This is a genomic window from Marinobacter similis, from assembly GCF_000830985.1.
GTDB lineage: Bacteria > Pseudomonadota > Gammaproteobacteria > Pseudomonadales > Oleiphilaceae > Marinobacter > Marinobacter similis.
Genome location: NZ_CP007151.1, coordinates 2,880,912 through 2,902,456 on the forward strand (window position 1 = coordinate 2,880,912; position 21,545 = coordinate 2,902,456).

General features: G+C 56.8%; 10 protein-coding genes and 7 pseudogenes. 10 read left to right on the plus strand and 7 right to left on the minus strand.

Annotated elements, in window-relative coordinates:
* Window positions 1–26: 26 nt before the first annotated feature.
* Window positions 27–683, minus strand: a complete 657-nt coding sequence (locus tag AU14_RS13405) for a histidinol-phosphatase (RefSeq protein WP_041341585.1) — start codon at window positions 681–683, stop codon at window positions 27–29.
* A gap of 173 nt (window positions 684–856) precedes the next feature.
* Between AU14_RS13405 and AU14_RS13410 the strand changes: the two genes are divergently transcribed.
* The 3 genes and pseudogenes from AU14_RS13410 (at window position 857) to AU14_RS13420 (ending at window position 5,067) form a co-directional block, all read left to right on the plus strand.
* Window positions 857–1,387 carry an RNA pyrophosphohydrolase gene (locus AU14_RS13410; RefSeq protein WP_041341587.1) on the plus strand — a complete coding sequence of 177 codons (531 nt, stop codon included), beginning with the start codon at window positions 857–859 and terminating at the stop codon, window positions 1,385–1,387.
* 15 nt (window positions 1,388–1,402) lie between these two features.
* Window positions 1,403–3,708: pseudogene (gene ptsP, locus AU14_RS13415) on the plus strand (phosphoenolpyruvate--protein phosphotransferase).
* Window positions 3,709–3,826: 118 nt separating this feature from the next.
* A pseudogene (locus AU14_RS13420) lies at window positions 3,827–5,067 on the plus strand (patatin-like phospholipase family protein).
* A gap of 55 nt (window positions 5,068–5,122) precedes the next feature.
* On the opposite strand, the pseudogene hslU reads toward AU14_RS13420, so the two are convergent.
* The 5 genes and pseudogenes from hslU to AU14_RS13445 form a co-directional block, all read right to left on the minus strand.
* Window positions 5,123–6,450: pseudogene (gene hslU / locus AU14_RS13425) on the minus strand (HslU--HslV peptidase ATPase subunit).
* Between the two features lie 12 nt (window positions 6,451–6,462).
* Complete coding sequence (gene hslV / locus AU14_RS13430; protein WP_041341590.1) at window positions 6,463–6,993, minus strand: ATP-dependent protease subunit HslV; 531 nt, start codon at window positions 6,991–6,993, stop codon at window positions 6,463–6,465.
* A 214-nt stretch (window positions 6,994–7,207) separates the two neighbouring features.
* Window positions 7,208–7,851, minus strand: a pseudogene (locus AU14_RS13435) (SPOR domain-containing protein).
* Between the two features lie 9 nt (window positions 7,852–7,860).
* Complete coding sequence (argS, locus tag AU14_RS13440; protein ID WP_041341592.1) at window positions 7,861–9,546, minus strand: arginine--tRNA ligase; 1,686 nt, start codon at window positions 9,544–9,546, stop codon at window positions 7,861–7,863.
* 108 nt (window positions 9,547–9,654) lie between these two features.
* On the minus strand, window positions 9,655–11,829 hold the full coding sequence (locus AU14_RS13445; protein WP_041341595.1) for a primosomal protein N': 2,175 nt from the start codon (window positions 11,827–11,829) through the stop codon (window positions 9,655–9,657).
* Between the two features lie 261 nt (window positions 11,830–12,090).
* Here AU14_RS13445 and rpmE point away from each other — a divergent pair, with 261 nt between their 5' ends.
* A complete protein-coding gene (rpmE, locus tag AU14_RS13450; protein ID WP_041341598.1) occupies window positions 12,091–12,315 on the plus strand; it encodes a 50S ribosomal protein L31 in 225 nt (74 codons plus the stop codon).
* Window positions 12,316–12,535: 220 nt separating this feature from the next.
* A pseudogene (locus AU14_RS13455) lies at window positions 12,536–13,800 on the plus strand (malic enzyme-like NAD(P)-binding protein).
* A 91-nt stretch (window positions 13,801–13,891) separates the two neighbouring features.
* On the opposite strand, the pseudogene AU14_RS13460 reads toward AU14_RS13455, so the two are convergent.
* Window positions 13,892–16,359 (minus strand): annotated as a pseudogene (locus tag AU14_RS13460) (penicillin-binding protein 1A).
* A 194-nt stretch (window positions 16,360–16,553) separates the two neighbouring features.
* On the opposite strand from AU14_RS13460, the pseudogene AU14_RS13465 reads away from it, so the two are divergent.
* From AU14_RS13465 to pilQ, 5 genes and pseudogenes are all read left to right on the plus strand, one after another.
* Window positions 16,554–17,615 (plus strand): annotated as a pseudogene (locus AU14_RS13465) (pilus assembly protein PilM).
* Window positions 17,615–18,181 carry a PilN domain-containing protein gene (locus tag AU14_RS13470; RefSeq protein WP_041341605.1) on the plus strand — a complete coding sequence of 189 codons (567 nt, stop codon included), beginning with the start codon at window positions 17,615–17,617 and terminating at the stop codon, window positions 18,179–18,181. The pseudogene AU14_RS13465 and the gene AU14_RS13470 overlap by 1 nt, the downstream one beginning before the upstream one ends.
* Window positions 18,178–18,789: a type IV pilus inner membrane component PilO gene (locus AU14_RS13475; RefSeq protein ID WP_041341606.1), complete on the plus strand. Its 612-nt coding sequence runs from the start codon at window positions 18,178–18,180 to the stop codon at window positions 18,787–18,789. Before AU14_RS13470 ends, AU14_RS13475 begins: the two co-directional genes overlap by 4 nt.
* Before the next feature lie 2 nt (window positions 18,790–18,791).
* Window positions 18,792–19,340, plus strand: a complete 549-nt coding sequence (locus AU14_RS13480; protein ID WP_041341607.1) for a pilus assembly protein PilP — start codon at window positions 18,792–18,794, stop codon at window positions 19,338–19,340.
* Between the two features lie 64 nt (window positions 19,341–19,404).
* Window positions 19,405–21,468 carry a type IV pilus secretin PilQ gene (gene pilQ / locus AU14_RS13485; protein WP_179944710.1) on the plus strand — a complete coding sequence of 688 codons (2,064 nt, stop codon included), beginning with the start codon at window positions 19,405–19,407 and terminating at the stop codon, window positions 21,466–21,468.
* Window positions 21,469–21,545: the final 77 nt, after the last annotated feature.

Sequence of the window (21,545 nt, forward strand, 5' to 3'; positions counted from 1 at the left end):
CTTTAGGGGTGGGGGCTCTGTCCGCGTCAGTCCCTGAGAGACAGGATCTGCCAGCCGTTTTCCCGGGCCAGCGCTTCAAGCGTTGGGTCCGGATCGACGGCGACCGGGTGTTGGACTTCCCGAAGCAGGGGGGCGTCGTTGTGGGAGTCGCTGTAGAACCAGGCTCCGTCAAGGTCATGCCCGTAGGCGGAAAGCCAATCCTGCAGGCGAGTAACCTTGCCATCCTGAAAACTGGGCACGCCGGCAACTTCGCCGGTGTAGCGACCGTTGACCAACTCCGGCTCGGTTGCGATCAGGTGCTCAATACCCAGTACCTCGGCAATCGGTTCGGTCACGAACCGGTTGGTGGCGGTGATGATCATCAGGGTGTGGCCCTGTGCCCGATGGCTGTCCAGCAGCTCGGCCGCCTTTCGCTGCATCATCGGCCGGACCTTTTTGTCCATAAAGGAATCACGCCAGGTCAGTAACTGATCCAGGTTGTGATTGGCCAGCGGCTGCAGTGCAAAACCCAGGTAGTGAAGGATATCTAGCTCGCCGTTCAGGTATTCCTGATAAAACCGGTCATTTGCCTTGCGATACTCTTCCGCATCCACAATGCCTTCTTCAACCAGGAATTCTCCCCAGGCGTGGTCGCTGTCACCAGCAAGAAGTGTGTTGTCCAGATCAAAAATTGCGAGCGTCAAGCTGTTACCTCCGGTGATTGCGTGGCCTGCCTCAGGCCGGCTAGTCTAGCACGACCGGCGGAATGCGGCTTCGTTTGCCGTACCCTTGGGTTTCTGCAAGAATGAGAGCAACTTGGACAATTCTGACCGGTCAATTTTTGAACCGGTCCGCCGACTTTTGAGAGGACTGTGCCGTGATCGATTCAGACGGTTTCAGACCCAACGTCGGAATCATTCTGGCCAACCACCGGGGAGAAGTTCTCTGGGCACGGCGAATAGGGCAGGACTCCTGGCAGTTTCCCCAAGGTGGCATCAATCATGATGAATCACCGGAGGCGGCACTGTACCGGGAGCTGGGAGAGGAAATCGGTCTCGGAGCAAGCGATGTCGAAATCATCAGCTGTACCCGTGGCTGGCTTAGGTACCGGCTTCCGAGGAGGATGGTACGCCACAACTCGCACCCCGTTTGTGTGGGCCAAAAACAGAAATGGTTCCTGCTGAGGATGTTATCGCCGGATGCGCAGGTGTGCGTGGATGGCACCGATTCACCGGAGTTCGACGGCTGGCAGTGGGTCAGCTACTGGTATCCGTTGGGTCAGGTAGTTTCGTTTAAACGGGAAGTGTATCGACGTGCGTTGCGGGAGCTCGCGCCTCGGCTGTTCTATAACATGGAGCAGTGGCGCAGGCATGAGCAGAACCGGAACGCAAAGGAACACCAGAAATGACGGATTGACCCCGCCATGCTGAGCATACTGCGAAGTCTTGTACAAGAGGTAAACAGCGCCCGCGATCTGCAGGAGGCGCTGGATGTGATTGTCTCGCGGGTGCAAAAGGCCATGGGAACAGAGGTCTGTTCCGTTTATCTGCTGGATCCCGCTACCAACCGCTACATTCTGATGGCCACCGAAGGCCTCTATCGCAAGGCTGTCGGTAAGGTCAGCCTTGGTTATTCCGAAGGTCTGGTCGGGCTTGTTGGCTCCCGTGAGGAGCCAATCAACCTGGAAGACGCACCGTCGCATCCCCGCTACCGCTATTTCCCTGAGACCGGCGAAGAACGATTCCGGTCATTTCTGGGTGTTCCCATCATTCACCATCGCCGGGTGCTGGGCGTCCTGGTCGTTCAGCAGCGTGAGAGTTCCCGCTGCTTTGACGAAGGCGAAGAAGCCTTCCTGGTCACCGTATCAGCGCAACTGGCCGGGGTTATCGCCCACAGCGAGGCCACCGGGGCCATCAGTGGCCTGTCGCTGACCGGCGAAGAGGCCCGGGATGTCAGTTTCAACGGTGTGCCGGGCGCCCCCGGCGTTGCCATCGGCGCAGGTGTGGTGGTCTATCCGTCCGCCGATCTGGATGTGGTGCCAGAGAAACCAACCGACGATATCGATCAGGAGCTTGAGCTGTTCCGTGCTGCTGTGAAGGCGGTACGGGAGGACATCGAGCGGGTCGCTAATCGGCTGGCGTCGCAATTGCGGCCGGAAGAGCAGGCGCTGTTTGATGTCTATCTCCGAATGCTCGGTGATGAGGCCCTGCCGGGCGAGGTTGCCAACAATATCCGCGCTGGGGTTTGGGCCCAGGGTGCCCTGAAACAGGTGGTTCAGCAGTACGTTCGTCATTTTGAAATGATGGACGATCACTATCTGCAGGAGCGAGCCGTTGACGTTCGCGATCTGGGCCGCCGGCTGCTCTCGCATCTGCAGGAGGGCGAGCAGTTGCATCTTGAGTATCCGGAGCGGACTGTGCTCGTCAGCGAGGAGCTGACGCCGGCTATGCTCGGGGAAGTGCCCAAGGGTCAGCTGGTGGGGTTGGTGTCTGTTAAGGGCTCCAGTAACTCACACGTTGCAATCCTGGCCCGCGCCATGGGCGTACCCACCGTTATGGGGCTGGTGGATATCCCGGTCAATCAGCTGGACGGCAAGGAGCTGATTGTCGACGGCTTCGAGGGCCAGATCTTCGCCTCGCCGTCGGACGACTTGCGGGCCTTTTATCAGGCCATCTACGACGAAGAAGATGAGCTGATTCGCGGTCTTGAGGTCCTTCGGGACAAGCCGTGCGAGACCACTGACAATCATCGCGTGTCACTGCTGGTGAATACCGGCTGATGACCGATGTAGTCCGGTCACTGTCGCACGGCGCGGAAGGCATCGGTCTGTACCGCACCGAAGTGCCATTCATGATCAAGGACCGCTTTCCGTCCGAACAGGAACAGCGAGAGTACTATCGTGAACAGTTGGAGGCGTTTGCCCCGAACCCGGTCACCATGCGGACCCTGGACATCGGGGGCGACAAGTCGCTGACCTATTTCCCGATTCAGGAAGAAAACCCGTTCCTGGGTTGGCGCGGCATCCGCGTTACGCTCGATCATCCGGAGATTTTTCTGGTGCAGGTTCGGGCCATGCTCAAGGCCAGTGAGGGGCTGAACAACCTGCAGATCATGCTGCCCATGATCAGCAATATTTCCGAGGTTGAGGAGTCGTTGCACCTGATTTACCGGGTGTACCACGAGGTCCGTGAAGAGGGCTACGACATCCACATGCCGAAAGTGGGCGTGATGGTGGAAATACCCGCTGCGGTCTACCAGATCCGTGAGCTGGCGGACCGGGTGGATTTCCTGTCCGTGGGCTCAAATGACTTGACCCAGTATTTGCTGGCGGTTGACCGGAACAATCCTCGGGTGGCCCAGCTCTATCATTCCTATCACCCGGCCGTGCTGCAGGCGCTGGTGCGGATTGCCCAGGACGCCCATGTTGTGGGCAAACCGGTAGGTATATGCGGCGAATTGGCCGGGGATCCGGGTGGTGCGCTACTGCTGATGGCCATGGGCTACGACTCCCTGTCCATGAACGCGGCCAGCCTGCCCAAGGTGAAGTCGGTGATTCGTAGCGTTAGCCGGGAGTGGGCAATGCAACTGCTAGAAGACGTCCTGTTGCTGGATTCTCCTCACGTTATCAAGAGTTGCGTGGATCTGGCGTTGCGCAATGCCGGTTTCGGTCGGTACCTTCGTCCGGGAAAGTCGAACACTGTGGCCTTTGCTGAAAAGGCCCTTTCCTGACCTGTTATCGCATTTTGAGCGATTATAGGGTGTGTACTCTAAAACCTGCTGTTAGGTTGGAGGGTATGCGAGCGTGCGGAAACCATTTCCCGTCACGCCAACCGAAAAAGGAAACACGATGACTGATCCAACCGATCTTCAATCTGCTCCCCGCATAGGCCTGGCGCTTGGTGGTGGCGGGCCGCTGGGCGGCATCTATGAAATCGGTGCGCTGCGAGCGCTGGACGAGGCCCTGGATGGTCTGGATTTTAATGATATCGACGTCTATGTCGGGGTGAACAGTGGCTCGTTCGTGGCCGCCAATCTGGCCAATCAGATGACCACGGCGCAATTGTGCCGGATTTTCGTTCGCAATGAAGCCGAGGTGCACCCATTCCATCCCGAGGTTTTCTATCGGCCGGCTTTCCGGGAGATTGGCCGGCGATTGCTGTCCGTTCCCGGCCTTATGTCCACCGCGGTTCAGCGTTTCGTTAACAACCCCTACGATCAGAGCTTGTTGGAGGCGCTGACCATTCTTGCTCAGGCCGCGCCGGCTGGTCTTTTCGACAACGAGGCTTGCACGAGTATCTCAAGCGCGCCTTCACCATGCTTGGCCGGACTAACGATTTCCGCCAACTCAAGCGCAGCCTCTATATCGTCGCAGCCGATGTCGAGAGTACTGAGGCGGTCTGTTTCGGTGCACCGGGCTTTGATCATGTGCCTATTTCCAAGGCCATCCAGGCGAGCACGGCGTCACCGGGACTCTATGTGCCGGTGGATATTGATGGCCGTTACTACGTGGATGGCACGTTGCGCAAAGGTCTGCACGCGTCGGTGGCGTTCGAGGACGGTGCCGATCTGGTGTTTGCTGTGAATCCTCAGGTGCCGATTGATGCCAGTGCTGCGGTTCGCGCTGGCACCATGAAGCCGGGCGAGCTGACACGCTCTGGAATGCCCCACATGTTGTCCCAGATGTTCCGGACCATGGTCTATTCCCGGATGCAGTCAGGTATCGCCCAGTACAATCGTGATTATCCGGATAAAGACATCCTGCTGTTCGAGCCGACCCGGGACGACGCCAAACTGTTTTTCTCCAACGTATTCAGTTTCCAGTCGCGCCGCATGGTGTGTGAGCACGCCTACCAGATGACCCGACGTGACCTGCTTAACCGCGCGGATGAATTGGAGCCAAGGCTGGCCAAGTACGGTATCAAACTACGTCGGGATCGCCTGGAAGACGAGCAGCGCACGATCAGTACCAGTCTGTATGGTGAGATGCTGCCACTGTATGTGGCCAAGGGCAGGAAAAAACAGGCAGAGAAGGGCAAGCTGGCCTCTGGCTTGGAAAACGTCACTCAGCTGTTCAGTCGAGCTCAATAGGGTAGGTCAAAGTGAAAGTGGGACACGAATCGCCGTGCCCCACTGAACTGGGCAATTACAGGATGTACCGGCTCAGGTCCTCGTCTTCAGACAGCTCGCCAAGTTTTTCATCCACATACTCTGCGGTCACTTCGAAGCCGTCGGTGACCTTGTCACCAGCGTCGTATGACAGACTTTCCAGCAACCGCTCAAGCACCGTGTGCAGTCTGCGCGCACCGATGTTTTCCGTGGTTTCGTTCACCTTGTAGGCCACTTCCGCAATGCGGGCAATGGCGTCATCGGCGAAGCTCAGCTGCACCCCTTCGGTTGCCATCAAGCTACGTACTGCTGCACCAGCGATGCGTCAGGCTCTGTGAGGATGCGTTTGAAATCCTCTGGCGTGAGCGCCTGAAGCTCTACCCGGATCGGCAGCCGGCCCTGAAGCTCAGGAATCAGGTCGGACGGCTTCGACAGATGGAAGGCGCCGGAAGCGATAAACAGGATGTGGTCGGTGCGGATCGAGCCGTACTTGGTGCTCACTGTACTGCCTTCGATCAGGGGCAGCAGGTCTCGCTGGACACCCTCACGGGAGACGTCAGATGACGTGTTCTCCGAGCGCTTGGCTACCTTGTCGATTTCGTCGACAAAAACAATGCCGTTCTGTTCGACCGCCTGAATGGCCTTCTGCTTGATCTCTTCTTCATTGACCAGTTTGGCCGCTTCCTCATCCTTCACCCGCTTCAGCGCATCGGCGACCTTCATCTTCCGGGTCTTGCGCTTGTCGGATGACAGGTTAGAGAACATGCTCTGCAGCTGGTTGGTCATTTCCTCCATGCCCGGAGGCGCCATGATCTCAACGCCGGCATTGCTGCTGCTCAGGTCGATTTCAATTTCCTTGTCGTCCAGCTCGCCTTCGCGCAGCTTCTTGCGAAACAGTTGACGGGTGGACGAGTCGTCCGGCCGCTGGCTGTCTTCTTTGAAATCCCGGGCGGGCGGAAGCAGGGCGTCGAGGATGCGGTCTTCGGCGGCATCCAGGGCGCGGTTGTCATGGCGCTTCATTTCCTGCTCACGCAGCATCTTGATCGCCATGTCGGCCAGGTCCCGAATAATGGACTCCACGTCCCGGCCGACGTAACCAACCTCGGTAAACTTGGTGGCTTCCACCTTCAGGAACGGCGCATCCGCCAGCTTCGCCAGCCGGCGGGCGATTTCGGTTTTACCGACACCGGTCGGACCGATCATCAGGATATTCTTCGGGGTGATTTCATCGCGCAGGCTGCTATCGAGCTGCATCCGACGCCAGCGGTTTCTCAGGGCGATCGCCACTGACCGCTTGGCTTCGTCCTGGCCCACGATGTGTTTATTCAGCTCGTGAACGATCTCACGGGGTGTCATTGCAGACATGGTCGCTCCGGATCAGTCGTTGGTGGACAGCACTTCGAGGGTGCGATTGTGATTCGTGTAAATACAGATGTCAGCGGCAATATCCAGGCCCTTTTCGACTACTTCGTGCGCCGACAGGTCAGTGTTCTCAAGCAGTGCCCGCGCTGACGCCTGGGCGAATGGGCCACCGGAACCAATGGCAATCAAACCTTGCTCTGGCTCGATTACATCGCCGTTACCGGTAATGATCAGTGATGCCGTCTTGTCCGCCACCGCAAGCAGGGCTTCCAGCTTGCGCAGGGCGCGGTCCGTTCGCCAATCTTTCGCCAGTTCCACGGCTGCCCGGGTCAGGTTGCCCTGGTGTTTTTCCAGTTGGGCTTCGAAGCGCTCAAACAGGGTAAAGGCATCGGCGGTACCACCCGCGAATCCGGCAACGACTTTACCGTTATAAAGCCGGCGAACCTTACGAGCGTTGCCTTTCATCACGGTGTTGCCCAGGGAAACCTGGCCGTCGCCACCCATGGCGACTTCGTCATCGCGCCGAACCGAAAGTATCGTAGTCATTTGGGCTCCAATTGCCTGATTGAAATCGGTATTGAGCAGTTATGGAGGCTTGGGGAGAGAATTCAAGTGGGAGTAGGCGTTGTAGCGCCGAGGACATGTTGCAGGTTTCGGGCAGCACTGCCCAAAACCGTGCGGAGCCATGGATGGCGGAGCCGAGCGTACAGGGACGTATTCACAGCGTGTTTTGGGCAGTGCTGCCCGGAAGCTGCGGAAATCAGCCTTCTTTGGGAATTTTCCTGATCAGGGGCTGGATGTTGATAGAGACCAGCTTGTCGATCGCCGAGTTCATCTGGCTGCGTGAGCTAAACGGGCCTACGTTGACCCGATACCAGACTGAGCCGCTATCCAGATCAATACGCTGCACGCTGCTCGCAGGCCCTGAAAGGCAATCTGAGCGCGCTGGCGTTCGGCGTCGCCCTTTTGGCGGAAGGAGCCGGACTGCACCAGATAGTTGAAATCCTGCTTCGCCGGGCCGGGGGTGTATTCCTCCACCTTGGGGGGCACCACCTCCGATTCTGGCAGCATTTCATAGAAGCGAAAGCCGGGCTTCTTTTCCTTCTCTTTCGCCTTTGCGGTTTCGGCCTGGCGCTGGGTCTCGGTGGTTTCCGTTGCCGGCGCCTCTGCCGATGGTTGCGGCCCGCTTGTAGGCAGGGAATTGAGATACACGATAAAGCCGATGAACCCGCCTACCGCGGCCAGAGAGAAAATCCACTTAACCGAGAGTCCGCCGTGCTGTGAGCGTGCGGGTGCGGTCGACTTTGGCCGGCTGCTTCGTTTTGGCGTAGGCTTCGCCGACTTTTTCCGCGGCGTTGCTGAAGCAGCAGTTGACCGGTTCTTTCGCGCGTAATCTCGGGCCATGGTGGTTGCTTACATTTCTTCCGGAGCGCTGACGCCCAGCAGGTCGAGCCCGTTGGCAATCACCTGGCGGACGGCGAGGTAGAGGCTGACGCGGGCATCGCGAACGGCGGTATCCTCAATCAGCACCTTGTGGGCGTTGTAGTAGGTGTGGAACTGGCCAGCTAGCTCCCGCAAGTAATGCGTCAGGTGGTGCGGTTCCCGTTGGGCTGCCGAATTCGCAATCAGTTCCGGGTATTTGGCCAGTTGGTTGGCCAGGTCCTTTTCCTCGTCGAGGGTCAGCAAGGACAGGTCGCCAACACACTCGTTGAGCCCCCTTTGAATGCCTTCTTCCGACAGTTTCCGCAGGACACTGCAGATTCGGGCGTGGGCATACTGAATGTAATACACCGGGTTTTCATTGGTCTGCGAGCGTGCCAGATCGATATCGAAGGTCAACTGGGAATCAACTCGTCGTGCCGCAAGGAAGAACCGGGTGGCATCCCGGCCCACTTCATCGATCAGGTCCCTCACCGTGACATAGCTGCCGGCACGTTTGGAGATTTTCACTTCCTGGCCGGAGCGGGTCACCATCACCATCTGATGCAGAACATAATCTGGCCAGCCTTGCGGAATACCGGCGTCCAGCGCCTGCAATCCGGCGCGTACCCGGGTCACGGTAGAGTGGTGGTCTGCGCCCTGTTCATTGATGACCGTAGAGAATCCACGCTGCCACTTGTCGAGGTGGTAAGCCACATCCGGCAGAAAGTAGGTGTAGCCACCGTCCTTCTTGCGCATGACCCGATCTTTGTCATCGCCAAATTCGGTGGTCTTCAGCCACATGGCACCATCATGCTCATAGGTGTAGCCGTTTTCCCGCAGGCGGTTTACCGCGGACTCCACCTTGCCTTCCTCGTACAGCGAGGATTCCAGGAAATACACGTCAAAGTGTACGCCAAAGGCTTTCAGGTCGAGATCCTGCTCCCGGCGCAGATAGGCGACGGCGAATTCTCGAATCGCATCCTGGTCCTCAGGGTCGGCCTTGGCGGTGACTTCACGGTCGTCCGCGGTGACTGTTTCGCCGGCCAGATAGGCGTTGGCGACGTCGACGATGTAGGCGCCGCGATAGCCGTCGGCGGGCCAGCTGTCATCGTCAGGCGTCAGGCCTTTTACCCGGGACTGCACTGACAGCGCCAGATTGTTGATCTGGGCGCCGGCATCGTTGTAATAGAACTCGCGGGTTACCTGGTATCCATTGGCTTCGAGCAGGCGGCACAGGCAGTCGCCGATCGCCGCACCGCGACCGTGGCCTACGTGCAGTGGCCCAGTGGGGTTGGCAGAAACAAACTCCACTTGCACTTTCTCGCCCTGGCCCGTCTGGTTGCGGCCAAACTGCGTGGATTGCTCGAGGATGGTGTTCACCACCTCGAACGCACTGGCAGTGCTCATGAAGAAGTTGATAAAACCTGGGCCGGCAATCTCCACCTTTTGGACCGCATCACTTTCCGGCAGCTTTTCAATCAGTGCTTCAGCCAGCTTCCGGGGCGGACAGCCCGCCGCCTTTGAAGCGACCAGGGCAATGTTGCAGGCGTAATCCCCGTGCGACTTGTCCTTGGTGTTGCCTACTTGCGGCGTGAAGGCCTGGTCTGCAGGCAGAGTGCCCTCGGATTGCAGGGCGGCCAGCGCGGACTGGAGCAGATCGGAAACGGTCTCTTTCATGCTGTCGAATGACTCGGTTTACTGGAGAATTGGCGTTAGGGCAGAGAGCCCGCTGAAAATAGGAGCCGAGTATTATCGCGGAAACCGGCGTCTCAAGCAAAGAGCGCTCTAGCCGGTTTCCTGCGGATCAACATCAATCATCCACTTCACATTGCCCTGGAGCTTGCGTTGGTCCAGTTGGTTGCAGATGTCTTTCAGCAGGGCGTTCAGTCGCTTTCTATTATCGGCGTTCAGAATGAGCTGAGAGCGGTGTCGGTCGGCGCGGCGGGCGATTAGTGCCGGAAGCGGGCCCCAGACGTCGATACCCGGTGCCTGGGCTAGTGGCTTAATAGAGTCCAGTAGTTGCAGGCCCTGTTCCATGGTGTCGGCTTCGGCCCGGAAAATGGCCATCGCCCGGAACGGAGGGAATTGGCCCGTTTCGCGCTCGGCGAGCAGTTGGTCGGCCATGTCCAGGTACCGGCCTTTGCAGAGGGTTTGTAGCAGGGGGTGATCACTGTGGCAGGTTTGTACTAATACCTTGCCCGGTACCTTGCCTCGTCCGGCCCTACCACTCACTTGCAGTAATGTCTGGAGCAGTTGTTCCGGTGCCCGGAAGTCGACGCTGAACAGGCCGCCGTCGGCGTTAACCACCACCACCAGAGTGACGCCGGGAAAGTCATGGCCCTTGGCGAGCATCTGTGTGCCGACCAGAACACACGGTTTGCCGGTATTCACGGTGTCGAGGATCTTCTGGATGCTGCCCTTGCGTTGCGTGCTGTCCCGGTCGACTCGCACGATGGGGGTGTCTGGGAAGGTGGCCGAAAGAACGTCTTCGGTCCTCTCGGTACCCTGGCCGACGGGCTTGAAAGCATCGCTCTCACATTTGGGGCAGTGCTCAGTGGCGGCTGCCTGATAATCGCAGTGGTGGCAGCGCATGGCGCGATCGCGGCGGTGATAGGTCAGGCGGGTGTCACATCGGGGGCACTCGACCATGTGGCCGCAGTCAAAGCACATCATGACCGGCGCAAATCCTCGTCGATTCACGAAAACCAGTGCTTGCTGACCGCTATCAATGGTTTGCCTGATGGCCTCAAGCGCAGGCTGGGACATACCTCCTTCCAGGGGGCGGCTACGAATATCCAGAAGGCTGATGGTCGGGGGCAGGGCGTTGCCTGCGCGCTCCTCCAGGCGAATCAGCTGGTACTTTTGCTGTTGGGCGTTGTGATAGGACTCCAGGGACGGGGTCGCTGAGCCGAGTATGACCGGGCAGGCGTTCAGGTGGGCCCGATACACCGCTATGTCTCTGGCGGAGTAGCGGAACCCTTCTCCCTGTTTATAGGAGCTGTCGTGTTCTTCATCGACAATGATGGCTTTCAGCTTGGTAAAGGGCAGTAGTACTGCTGAGCGGGTGCCAATCAGGATGACGGGCTCGCCGTTGCGGATTTTCAGCCAGGTGGAGAGTCGTTCGCCGTCGTTCAGTGCCGAATGCCAGACCACAATGCGATCACCGAAATAGTGCCTGAAGCGGGCCACGGTCTGTGGGGTCAGATTAATTTCCGGCACCAGCACTAGAGCCTGTTGCTCTGCCTCGAGGTTGGTCTTTAAATAATGAAGGTAGAGCTCGGTTTTTCCGCTTCCGGTAATGCCATACAAGAGAGACGCGCCAAAGCCATCGCTAGGGCTTGCTAGCTGGCTGGCAGCCTCTTGCTGAGCGGGCGAAAGCTGTGGCGTTCGCCGATGGGCTTCCGGGGATGTGGTTGTTCGGTCCCCGGTGTCTTGACTAACCACCGCTATTAACTGCTTGTCCGCAAGTGCCTTGATCTGGGCGCGGGTGTAGCCCGCCTGGGTGATCTCTTTTTCCGGAACCCCGTCAGGTTTCTCTGAGAGCCATGCCAGCAGCGCTTTCTGTTTGCGGGCATTGGAGGGTAGCGTGTCGGGTGAGCCGGTTGCGATCCACCTCACTATTGGTTTTTCCTTGGCGGGTCGTCCTCGCCTCAGCGCTGTCGGCAGTGCCGTGAACAGACATTCGCCCAGTGGGTGTTGGTAATAGTCGCTGGCCCAGCTGAGCAGCCTGAACGTTTCAGGTGGCAGCGCCGGCCAGTCTTCCGCTGCCGCACTGACCGGTTTGATCGTGATGCCCTCAGGGGGTTGTACATTGGTGTCGACAACCAGGCCGGTGGCCTGTTGCCGACCAAATGGGATCCGCACTCTCTGCCCTGGGGCCAGTGACAGCCCCTCCGGAATACGGTAATCAAAGAGCCGTCTCAGTGGTCGGTTCAGGGCGATTCGAACGATAGACGACACAGATTGCTCCAGAGCAGGTCGGGGGTCACGGTATGTGCTTATCCTTAATTGTCCGGCTCATCGTCCAGAACAGCGGATTCAGGAGGGTAGGGCATCCCTGCATGCTTGCCTGATGGCGGAATTACAAGTAAGATTCGCGGTCTGTTTTAGACAGGGCCTGATTGTGCCCCGTCTTCTTAATTGATTCAAATATGCGGTGCCTGGCGCCCGGGCTCACAGAGTCCCGCGATCGGGTAGCGGCATAACCTAACGAGGTTCGCCATGAGAGAAGGTATCCACCCCAAGTACGAAGATATCACCGCAACCTGTTCCTGCGGTAATGTTGTTAAGACCCGTTCCACCATCGGACACGACCTGCAGCTGGATGTTTGCTCCCAGTGCCACCCGTTCTACACCGGGAAGCAGAAGGTTATGGATACCGGCGGTCGTATTGATCGGTTCCAGAAGCGTTTCGGCGGCCGTATCGCCGGTGGCAAGAAAGACTGATCTTTCTTGCAACGCAAAAAAAGGCGCCTTTCGGGCGCTTTTTTTGTGCCTGCCAAAAACTGCGTCGTATCTATGTACATACGCAATTAGCACTATTGACTGATCGATAAGTGGTCGGATAGCACTTGTCGTTTGGGGATGGTCGAGCCATAATGGCGCGCTCCGCTGAGCAGTGCTTTGCGGTTCATTACCTTTAAACGTGACAAACGGAACAGTGGCAATGTCTCAAGATCTGAAAGAAGCAGCCCTTGAATATCACGCCAAGCCGCGGCCTGGTAAGCTGAGTGTTGAAATCACCAAGCCAACCAAAACCTCCCGCGATCTCTCTCTGGCGTACAGCCCCGGGGTTGCCGAACCGGTCCGCGAGATCGCAAAGGACCCGGAGAACGCATACAAGTACACCGCCAAGGGAAACCTGGTGGCTGTCATCTCCGACGGTTCCGCGATTCTTGGCCTGGGTAACCTGGGACCTCTGGCAAGCAAGCCGGTAATGGAAGGCAAAGGCGTACTGTTCAAGCGCTTTGCCGGTATTGACGTTTTCGACATTGAAGTCAATTCCGAGAGCCCGCAGGCATTCATCGAAACCGTTGAGCGTATCGCGGATACTTTCGGTGGCATCAACCTGGAAGACATCAAGGCGCCCGAGTGCTTTGAGGTTGAGCGTGCACTGATCGAAAAGTGCAACGTGCCCATCTTCCACGATGACCAGCACGGCACGGCCATCGTAACTGCAGCTGGCATGATCAACGCCCTTGAGTTGCAGGGTAAGAAAATCGACGAAGCGAAAGTGGTGTGCCTCGGTGCCGGTGCGGCCGCAATCGCATGCATGAAGCTGCTGATCAGCTGCGGTATTCGCTCTGAGAACATCTTCATGCTCGACCGTAAGGGTGTGATCCACTCTGGTCGTGATGATCTGAACCAGTACAAGGCAATGTTTGCCAATGATACTGACCGGCGTACGCTGGATGACGCGATCGACGGCGCAGACGTATTCCTTGGGCTTTCAGGTCCGGATCTGCTGACAGCAGATCAGCTGAAGAAGATGGCGCCTAACCCTATCGTGTTTGCCTGTTCAAACCCGGATCCGGAGATCAGCCGGAAGTCGCATTGGCCACCCGTGATGATCTGATCATGGCAACCGGTCGCTCCGACTACCCGAACCAGGTAAATAACGTACTGGGTTTCCCGTTCATCTTCCGCGGTGCGCTGGACGTTCGAGCCACTGCCATCAATGAAGAGATGAAGGTAGCTGCTGTCAACGCCATTCGTGAGCTGGCCAAGGAGCCAGTGCCACAGGAAATCTGCGAAGCCTACGGCGTAGCCAACTTCGAATTCGGCAAGGAGTACATCATTCCTAAGCCGATGGATGTGCGTCTGCTTGAGGTAGTTCCAGCGGCGGTAGCTCGTGCGGCGGTTGATTCCGGCGTTGCGCGCAACCCGTACCCTGCGCACTACCCGCTGAAGTCCATGGACGACATTATCTAACGTTCGTTCAGAAATAAAAAAACCGGCGGTGATCCCGCCGGTTTTTTTGTGTCCGCATATTGCTGGTGCTGACGCTGGCGCTAAGCCAGGGTCAGAAGATTTGCCGCGAGTAATCGTCCGCGCTGCCGTTACGCTCGTTCTCATCCTGGGGTGAAAGCGGTGCGGGCGCATCCTCTTCCTTGAACACTTCAAAGACACCTTCTTCGCCCGGTCTGGCTCGCTTGCCAGTCTCGGGGTTGATGCGCACGTTTACGATGCCGTTGGGGCGAGGCATTGTGGCTGAAGGTGCATTCTCCAGCGCCACTTGCATATAGTCGACCCAAATCGGTAGTGCGGTGCTGGCGCCGAACTCTCTTCGCCCTAATGGGGCGGGCTGGTCAAAGCCGACCCAGGTGGTAGTGGCAATGTCGTGGTTAAAGCCGGCAAACCAGGTGTCTTTCTGTTCGTTAGTAGTGCCGGTCTTGCCCGCAATGTCGTTGCGTCCGAGCGCCTGGGCTCGACGGCCCGTTCCCCGGCGGATTACGTCCTGCATCATGGAGTGCAGGATGTACACCGAGCGCTCATCAGCCAGTCTCGGCATGACTCTGACCTCTGGTTCCTCGCTGGTATCGGCAAGCGAGGTCGGTTCGTCAGTCCCATTCTTGCTACCGTTGCCAGTCATTTGCGATTCGCAGTCCCGATCGCAAAGAACGGTTTTCGGCGCTTCGTAAATCGTCTCGCCATTGACGTCCTGAATCTGTTCGATCAAATAGGGTTGAACGTCGTAGCCACCGTTGGCGATCACTGCAAGTCCACGGGCCAGCTCCATGGGCGTGAGTTGTCCGCTGCCCAGCGAGAGCGAAAGGTTGTCCGGCATGTTGTCGACCGGAATTTTCAGTTGTTTCAGATAGTCAAGGGTGGTCTGGATGCCGACGTCCCGAAGCAGTCGGATCGAGACGATGTTGCGGGACCGGTAGAGCGCTTCGCGCAAGCGAGTCGGCCCGTAGAACTGGCCAGAAGAATTCTGCGGGCGCCAGGCTGTCTCCAGTTCCGAGTCATCAAACACGATGGGGGCGTCGTTGTAGATAGTGGCCGGAGTCAGACCATTCTCAAGTGCCGTTAAGTAGAGGAACGGTTTGAAGGTTGAGCCTGGCTGTCGCTTCGCCTGAATTGCGCGGTTGTATTTACTCTGCCGGAAGCTGTAACCACCGGCCAGTGCCTGAACCGCGCCAGTATCGGCGTCCAGAGAGATGAGCGCGCCTTCTGCCCGTGGCACTTGCGCCAGGGCAACGCCCGGCTGCGTCGTTGAGTCGCTGAGATCCCCGGCTTGTGAGTTGGCCCGTACGTACACGACGTCACCGACTGATAGCACGTCTGTCGGTTTCTCGGGCTCTGGGCCGCGCAGGTCTTCAGTTTTGTAGCGGCGAGCCCAGGTCATGGTCTCAAACGGCATGATGGCTTCACCGATATTCCGGACATGGACCTGGACGTTTGCCTGTTCGTCGCTGATATCCGTGACTAGCGCGGGGAGGAGTTCGGCCACTTGCGGATAGTTGAGAATCAGCTCCGCCGGGGTGCTCTCCTTCAGTGTATCTTCATCGATTTGGCCAATGGGGCCTCGGAATCCGTGCCGGCGGTCGTAAGCTTCCAGGCCTTTGCGTAGGGCGTCTGTGGCCGTTTGCTGCTTACGGCTGTCGACCGTCAGGGTAACTGTATAACCGTCTGTGTAAGCATTATCTCCAAACCGTCGAACGATTTCCGAGCGCGCCATTTCCGCCACGTAGTCTGCGTCGACTTCGGTGTCTGTAGCGTTGTAGTTCGCTGTTAATGGAGCAGAGATGGCGAGGTCATACGCATCTGGAGTGATGTAGCCCAGGTCCCGCATGCGTCCAATGATCCAGTTTCGCCGGATCTTGGCACGATCCGGGTTGGCCAAGGGGTTAAACGACGAAGGTGCCTTCGGCAGGCCGGCAAGCATGGCCATTTGGGCAAGAGAGAGTTCTTTGATCGGCTTGTTGTAGTAAACCTGTGCCGCTGCAGCGATTCCGTAAGCTCGATTGCGAGATAGATTTTGTTCAGGTAGAGCTCGAGGATGCGGTTTTTGTCCAGTTCGCGCTCAATCTGAAGAGCCAGAAGTATCTCGTTGAACTTCCGGATAAAGGTCCGGTCCCGTGACAAAAAGTAATTTTTTGCAACCTGCATTGTGATGGTGCTGCCGCCAGACTGGATGGAGCCAGTGGAGACCAGTTCGATCGCAGCCCGCGCCAGGCCTTTGATGTCGACCCCGGCATGCTCGTAAAACCTTGAGTCCTCAGCCGCCAAAAACGCTTGTAACTGAATTGTTGGGATCTGTTCGATTGTGATCGGTGCCCTTCTCTTTTCACCGAATTCTGCTATTAATCTGCTGTCTTGGCTGTAAATTCGCAGCGGCGTCTGCAACTTGATGTCGAGCAGTTGTTCAACCGGGGGAAGGCCAGGGCGAAGGTACAGATAAAAGCCTGAGGTAACGATTATGGCGACACTCAGTCCGGTGAGAAATAACCATGCGAAAAGGCGAGATGTGCGCAACAAATGAGACATTTTTTTCTGACAACTGTTGGATATAGGTCTATCATTTGAGAAATTGCTTTAGGAAGGATGAGTCGCTTCACCGCCGCAATGCTTCTCAACTAAGAAGAAATGGCATTGTAGACGGAATACTGAAGAAATTCTCTTAAATAAAAAACACATAAGTAACTTAACCGGGTGCATCTAACCAGGTATAGGGTGAGCGCGTGTTCGGATTGTTCGGAAAGAAATCCAGTGCAGTGCTGGGCGTGGACGTCAGCTCCAGTTCGGTCAAACTTCTGGAGCTGTCAAAGCAGGGCGGCCGCATAAAGGTCGAAAGCTACGCGGTGGAGCCTTTGCCGGCTAACGCCGTTGTCGAAAAAAATATCACGGACGTTGAGGCAGTAGGCGAAGTGCTCAAGCGCGTCGCCTCGAAATCGCGCACGGGTGTGAAACAGGTTGCCGTGGCCGTCTCAGGCTCTGCGGTGATCACTAAGCTTATCCAGATGGATGGCGGCCTCAACGAGTTTGAGATGGAAGACCAGATCGCCCTCGAGGCCGATCAGTACATTCCATACCCGCTGGATGAAGTTGCCATCGATTTTGAGGTCCAGGGCGCTTCGGAAAACAATCCCGATCAGGTTGATGTCCTTCTGGCTGCGTGCAGAAAGGAAAACGTCGACATACGTGAGGACGCGCTTGAGATTGCCTCGCTGTCCGCAAAGATTGTTGATGTCGAAGCCTACTCTCTTGAGCGAGCCTACTCGCTGATCGAGCCGCAGCTTGATTCCCAGGGTGAAGAGCTGGTAGTGGCAATAGTCGACGTCGGTGCCACTATGACCACGCTCAGCGTTCTCGCCGATGGCAAGACCGTGTACACCCGCGAACAGATCTTCGGTGGCAAGCAGCTCACCGAAGAAATTCAGCGTCGCTATGGATTGTCGCTTGAAGAGGCAGGCCTCGCCAAGAAGCAGGGCGGTTTGCCCGACGACTATGAGTCTGAAGTGTTGATGCCATTCCGCGAAGCGTGGTTCAGCAAGTAGCGCGGGCCTTGCAGTTCTTCTTTGGCGCGAGCAATACAACGCAGTCGACTATGTGGTTCTGGCAGGTGGTACTGCCTCGATACAGGGGCTGACAGAAATGGTCGAGGAAAAAACAGGAACGCCGACTTTGGTCGCCAACCCGTTTGCCGATATGGCAGTAGGTCCCGGGTGAATGCGTCTGCGCTGAGTAACGATGCTCCCTCGCTGATGATTGCCTGCGGCCTGGCAATGAGGAGCTTCGACTGATGGCAAAGATTAACCTCAGGCCCTGGCGCGAAGAGCTCCGGGCAGAAAAGCAGAAGCAGTTCGTGGTGATGATTCTGGGCGCTGCAATTGTTGCAGGTGGCCTAGCGTTCCTTTGGAAATCGGACATGGACAATCGGATTGCCTATCAGCAGTCGCGAAATGCCTACATTGAAACCGCTACCAAGAAGCTTGATCAACAGATCCGCGAAATTGAGAGTCTCAAGCAAAAGCGAGATGAGCTTTTGGCGCGCATGCAAGTGATTCAGGATTTGCAAGGTAAGCGGCCGGTGATTGTTCGAGTCTTCGATGAGCTGGTGCGCACCTTGCCGGACGGGCTTTACTATACCGATCTCAAGAGAGCCGGCGACCGCGTCAGCATCGTAGGTATGGCTGAATCGAATAGTCGCATCTCCACGTTAATGCGTCAGTTCGAAGAATCTCTTTGGTTTGCTGATCCAAATCTGTCGAACGTGTCTGCGGCAGATAGCCGCCGCGCCGGATACAGTCAGTTCAATCTATCGGTGCAGCAAAAAACACCCGAGCCCGAAGCGGAGGATAAGAAATGAGCCTCGCGGACTCACTAAAAAGCCTGAACGAATTCGATATCAATGATCTTGATGTCAATAACGCAGGAATCTGGCCTGCGCCGATTAAGGCCATTGTGGTTCTAATCATTGTTGGACTGATTGTGGGTGGCGGTTACTGGTTCTTTATAAAAGATCAGTACGTACGCTTAGAGCAGGTTGAGAGAACCGAGACGGATTTGCGTCAGAAATACGAACAGAAGGCCTACCAGGTCGCTAATCTGGAGGTCTTTAAAGCCCAGATGGCGGAAATGGAGGAGACCTTCGGCGCTCTCGTTCGCCAACTTCCCAGTGAAACGGAAGTTCCGGGACTTCTGGAAGATATTACCAATACGGCACTTGGAAGCGGCTTGTCATTGCAGGAAGTGAAATTGCAGTCTGAACAAAAGCGCGATTTTTACTCCGAGCTACCAATCAATATTCGGGTCTCCGGTTCCTACCACGAGTTGGCGACATTTGTGAGTAGCGTGGCTAGCCTGCCGCGAATTGTGACCCTGCACGACTTAACCATCAAACCAACAGGCGGAGACGGAGAGCAGCTCGATATGCAAGTTGTCGCCCGTACTTACCGCTACCGGGCTGGAGAATGAGCATGGCAGCAAAGCATGCGGGAAAGGCCTGGCTGGGTGTGTGTCTTGTGTCCCTGTTGACGGCATGCTCCCAAGGCAGTGGTTTCTCGGATCTCGACAAATTCATGGCCGACACGCGAGCGAAGCCGCGGGGGCATGTGGAACCGCTCCCAGAGTTCAAAGCGTACGAGGCGTTCAGTTATTCGGCGGCGGATCGGAGGGCGCCGTTTGAGCCGCCCGTAGATGTTCAGTTAACCATGGTCGATGAGCAACCGGTGAGCAATGTCGAGCCTAATTTGGACCGCCCGAAAGAGGTCCTCGAGAATTTTGATCTCAAGCAATTGGACATGGTCGGCACGCTCCAAGGTGCATCGGGCAATCTTTTTGCTTTAATTCAAGATACGGTTGGGGGAATTCATCGAGTTCGCACCGGTAATTACATGGGGCAAAATTACGGGCGCGTAATTGGCGTGAATGAAACCCGGATCGAGTTGATTGAGATCGTTCCGAATGGCCGGGGTGGTTGGGTAGAGCGTCCGCGCTCTCTGACCCTTGAAGAGGAAGAGGGCTAAGGAGCGGCTGATGAAAAATGAAAGAACCATGCACGAACAAAAAAGTTTAGGGTCGAGGCTAGCGATGTTTAAAAAACTCAATGTATACGTCGGCGTGATTGCTTTTGGGTTGTTATCCGGCCTGGCCAATGCGGTCACGCTGGAAGACGTGTCATTCTCATCGCTATCAGGAGACCGACTGGAGGTTAAGCTTGCCTTCGATGGCGAGCCTCCCGAACCGACGGGATACACAATTGAGCGGCCGGCTCGAATTGCTGTGGACTTGCGCGATACCACCAATGGGCTCGGTAGTCGCAGTATCCCGCTGGGCTCAGGCAATGCTCAGAGCATGACAGTCGTTGAAACCAAGGACCGGACGCGCCTGATCTTTAATCTGGTCGAACTGGTTCCCTATGACACGGTCAAAAGTGGGAACTCCCTGGTGATGACTCTTGGGGGCGATGCAGCTGACGTTTCGTCGACGGCGTCAACTGGCTCTGCGCCGCAAGCAACTTCCTCATCATCTCGTGCAGATGCTCTTGCCGGAGTTGATTTCCGTCGCGGCAAAAACGGAGAAGGTCGGGTAGTGGTCGATCTGGGCAGCGAGAGTGCTGCGGTGGATTTGTCCGAATTGGGTGGAAAGATTCGGCTGACCATGTCAGGCCTTTCCGTGCCAGAAAATCTCCGTCGGCGTCTGGATGTGACGGATTTTGCGACGCCGGTTAATCGCATCGATACGTTTGTCCAAGATGGCAACGCCGTCGTCGAAATCCGGCCGGAAGGTAATTACGACTACATCGCGTATCAGTCTGGTAGCGAATTCACGGTCAGTGTTGAAAAGCTGACAGAGGAGGAAGCGGAATCCCGTCGTGAGGAGAAATTCCCGTACACGGGTGAGAAGCTGTCCCTTAACTTCCAGGATATTGAAGTTCGCTCTGTTCTTCAGTTAATTGCAGATTTCACCGGACTGAACCTGGTCGCCAGCGATACTGTGGGCGGAAGCATTACCCTGCGGCTCCAAAATGTCCCTTGGGACCAGGCATTGGATCTGATCCTGAAAACTAAAGGTCTCGACAAGCGCCAAATTGGTAACGTACTCTTGGTAGCGCCTGCGGATGAGATCGCCGCGCGTGAGAAGCTGGAGCTGGAAACTACCAAACAGATTGCAGAACTTGCTCCGGTTCGTCTGGATATCATCCAGGTGAATTATGCCAAGGCTGCAGATGTAGTCGCTTTGATTGAGGCGGATAAAGAGCTGATTTCCGACCGTGGTTTCGTCTCTTCGGATGTTCGGACGAATACTATCAGCGTGCGGGAAACCACAGAGAAGCTGGAAGAAATCCGCCGACTCGTTACTACCTGGGACGTTCCAGTTCGCCAGGTATCTATCGAAGCCAGGATCGTTCGTGCTCAGACCAACGTTGCCGAAAACCTTGGTATTCGCTGGGGCGGTGCGGCCTACAATGTGAGTGGCGATAACGTTTTCTCAGTTGGTGGTTCTCAGGGCGCGGTCGAAGAGGCCCGTCAGGCCGCCGGTGGCACCAACAACACAATCACTTTCCCGGGCGCTCTGGCAGTGGATCTGGGGGTAACGGGTGAGGGTGCCTCCTCATTCGCGCTGGGTTGGGGTAGTGACGACTTCCTGGTCGACCTGGAACTGTCCGCTCTCGAAAGCGACGGACAGGCGGAAGTTGTATCGCAGCCGCGAGTTGTGACTGCGGATCGCCAGACAGCGTCGATCAAATCTGGTGAAGAGATTCCTTACCAGGAAGCGTCCTCAAGCGGTGCCACCTCTGTGTCCTTCAAGGAAGCGGTGTTGTCGCTGGAGGTAACTCCGCAGATCACGCCTGATGACAAGATCATCATGGATCTGGTGGTGAACCAGGACTCCCGCGGTGAGGTAACTGCAGGCATTCCGTCAATCAACACCAATGAAGTTACGACTCAGGTGCTGGTTGGCAACGGCGAAACCGTGGTGTTGGGCGGTATCTTCCAGTCGGAGGTGGCCACCCAAACCACCAAGACACCGTTCCTGGGTGATATCCCGTACCTCGGTCGTCTGTTCAAGCGGACTGAGCATGTGGATGAGCGCAGTGAGCTGCTGATCTTCATCACGCCCAAGATCCTGAAGAACGATCTGATCCGCTAAACGTCGGGCTCAGATAAAAAGCCGCCGGTTAAGACCGGCGGCTTTTTTGTGTCTGAATATCCCGCAATCGCGCGGGA

What these genes read in the sequence shown, in the direction of transcription:
- argS (WP_041341592.1), bottom strand. Translation starts at nt 9,546, where the DNA reads ATGAAAGAGACCGTTTCCGATCTGCTCCAGTCCGCGCTGGCCGCCCTG.
- hslV (WP_041341590.1), bottom strand. Translation starts at nt 6,993, where the DNA reads ATGACTACGATACTTTCGGTTCGGCGCGATGACGAAGTCGCCATGGGT.
- pilQ (WP_179944710.1), top strand. Translation starts at nt 19,405, where the DNA reads ATGTTTAAAAAACTCAATGTATACGTCGGCGTGATTGCTTTTGGGTTG.
- AU14_RS13470 (WP_041341605.1), top strand. Translation starts at nt 17,615, where the DNA reads ATGGCAAAGATTAACCTCAGGCCCTGGCGCGAAGAGCTCCGGGCAGAA.
- AU14_RS13480 (WP_041341607.1), top strand. Translation starts at nt 18,792, where the DNA reads ATGGCAGCAAAGCATGCGGGAAAGGCCTGGCTGGGTGTGTGTCTTGTG.
- rpmE (WP_041341598.1), top strand. Translation starts at nt 12,091, where the DNA reads ATGAGAGAAGGTATCCACCCCAAGTACGAAGATATCACCGCAACCTGT.
- AU14_RS13475 (WP_041341606.1), top strand. Translation starts at nt 18,178, where the DNA reads ATGAGCCTCGCGGACTCACTAAAAAGCCTGAACGAATTCGATATCAAT.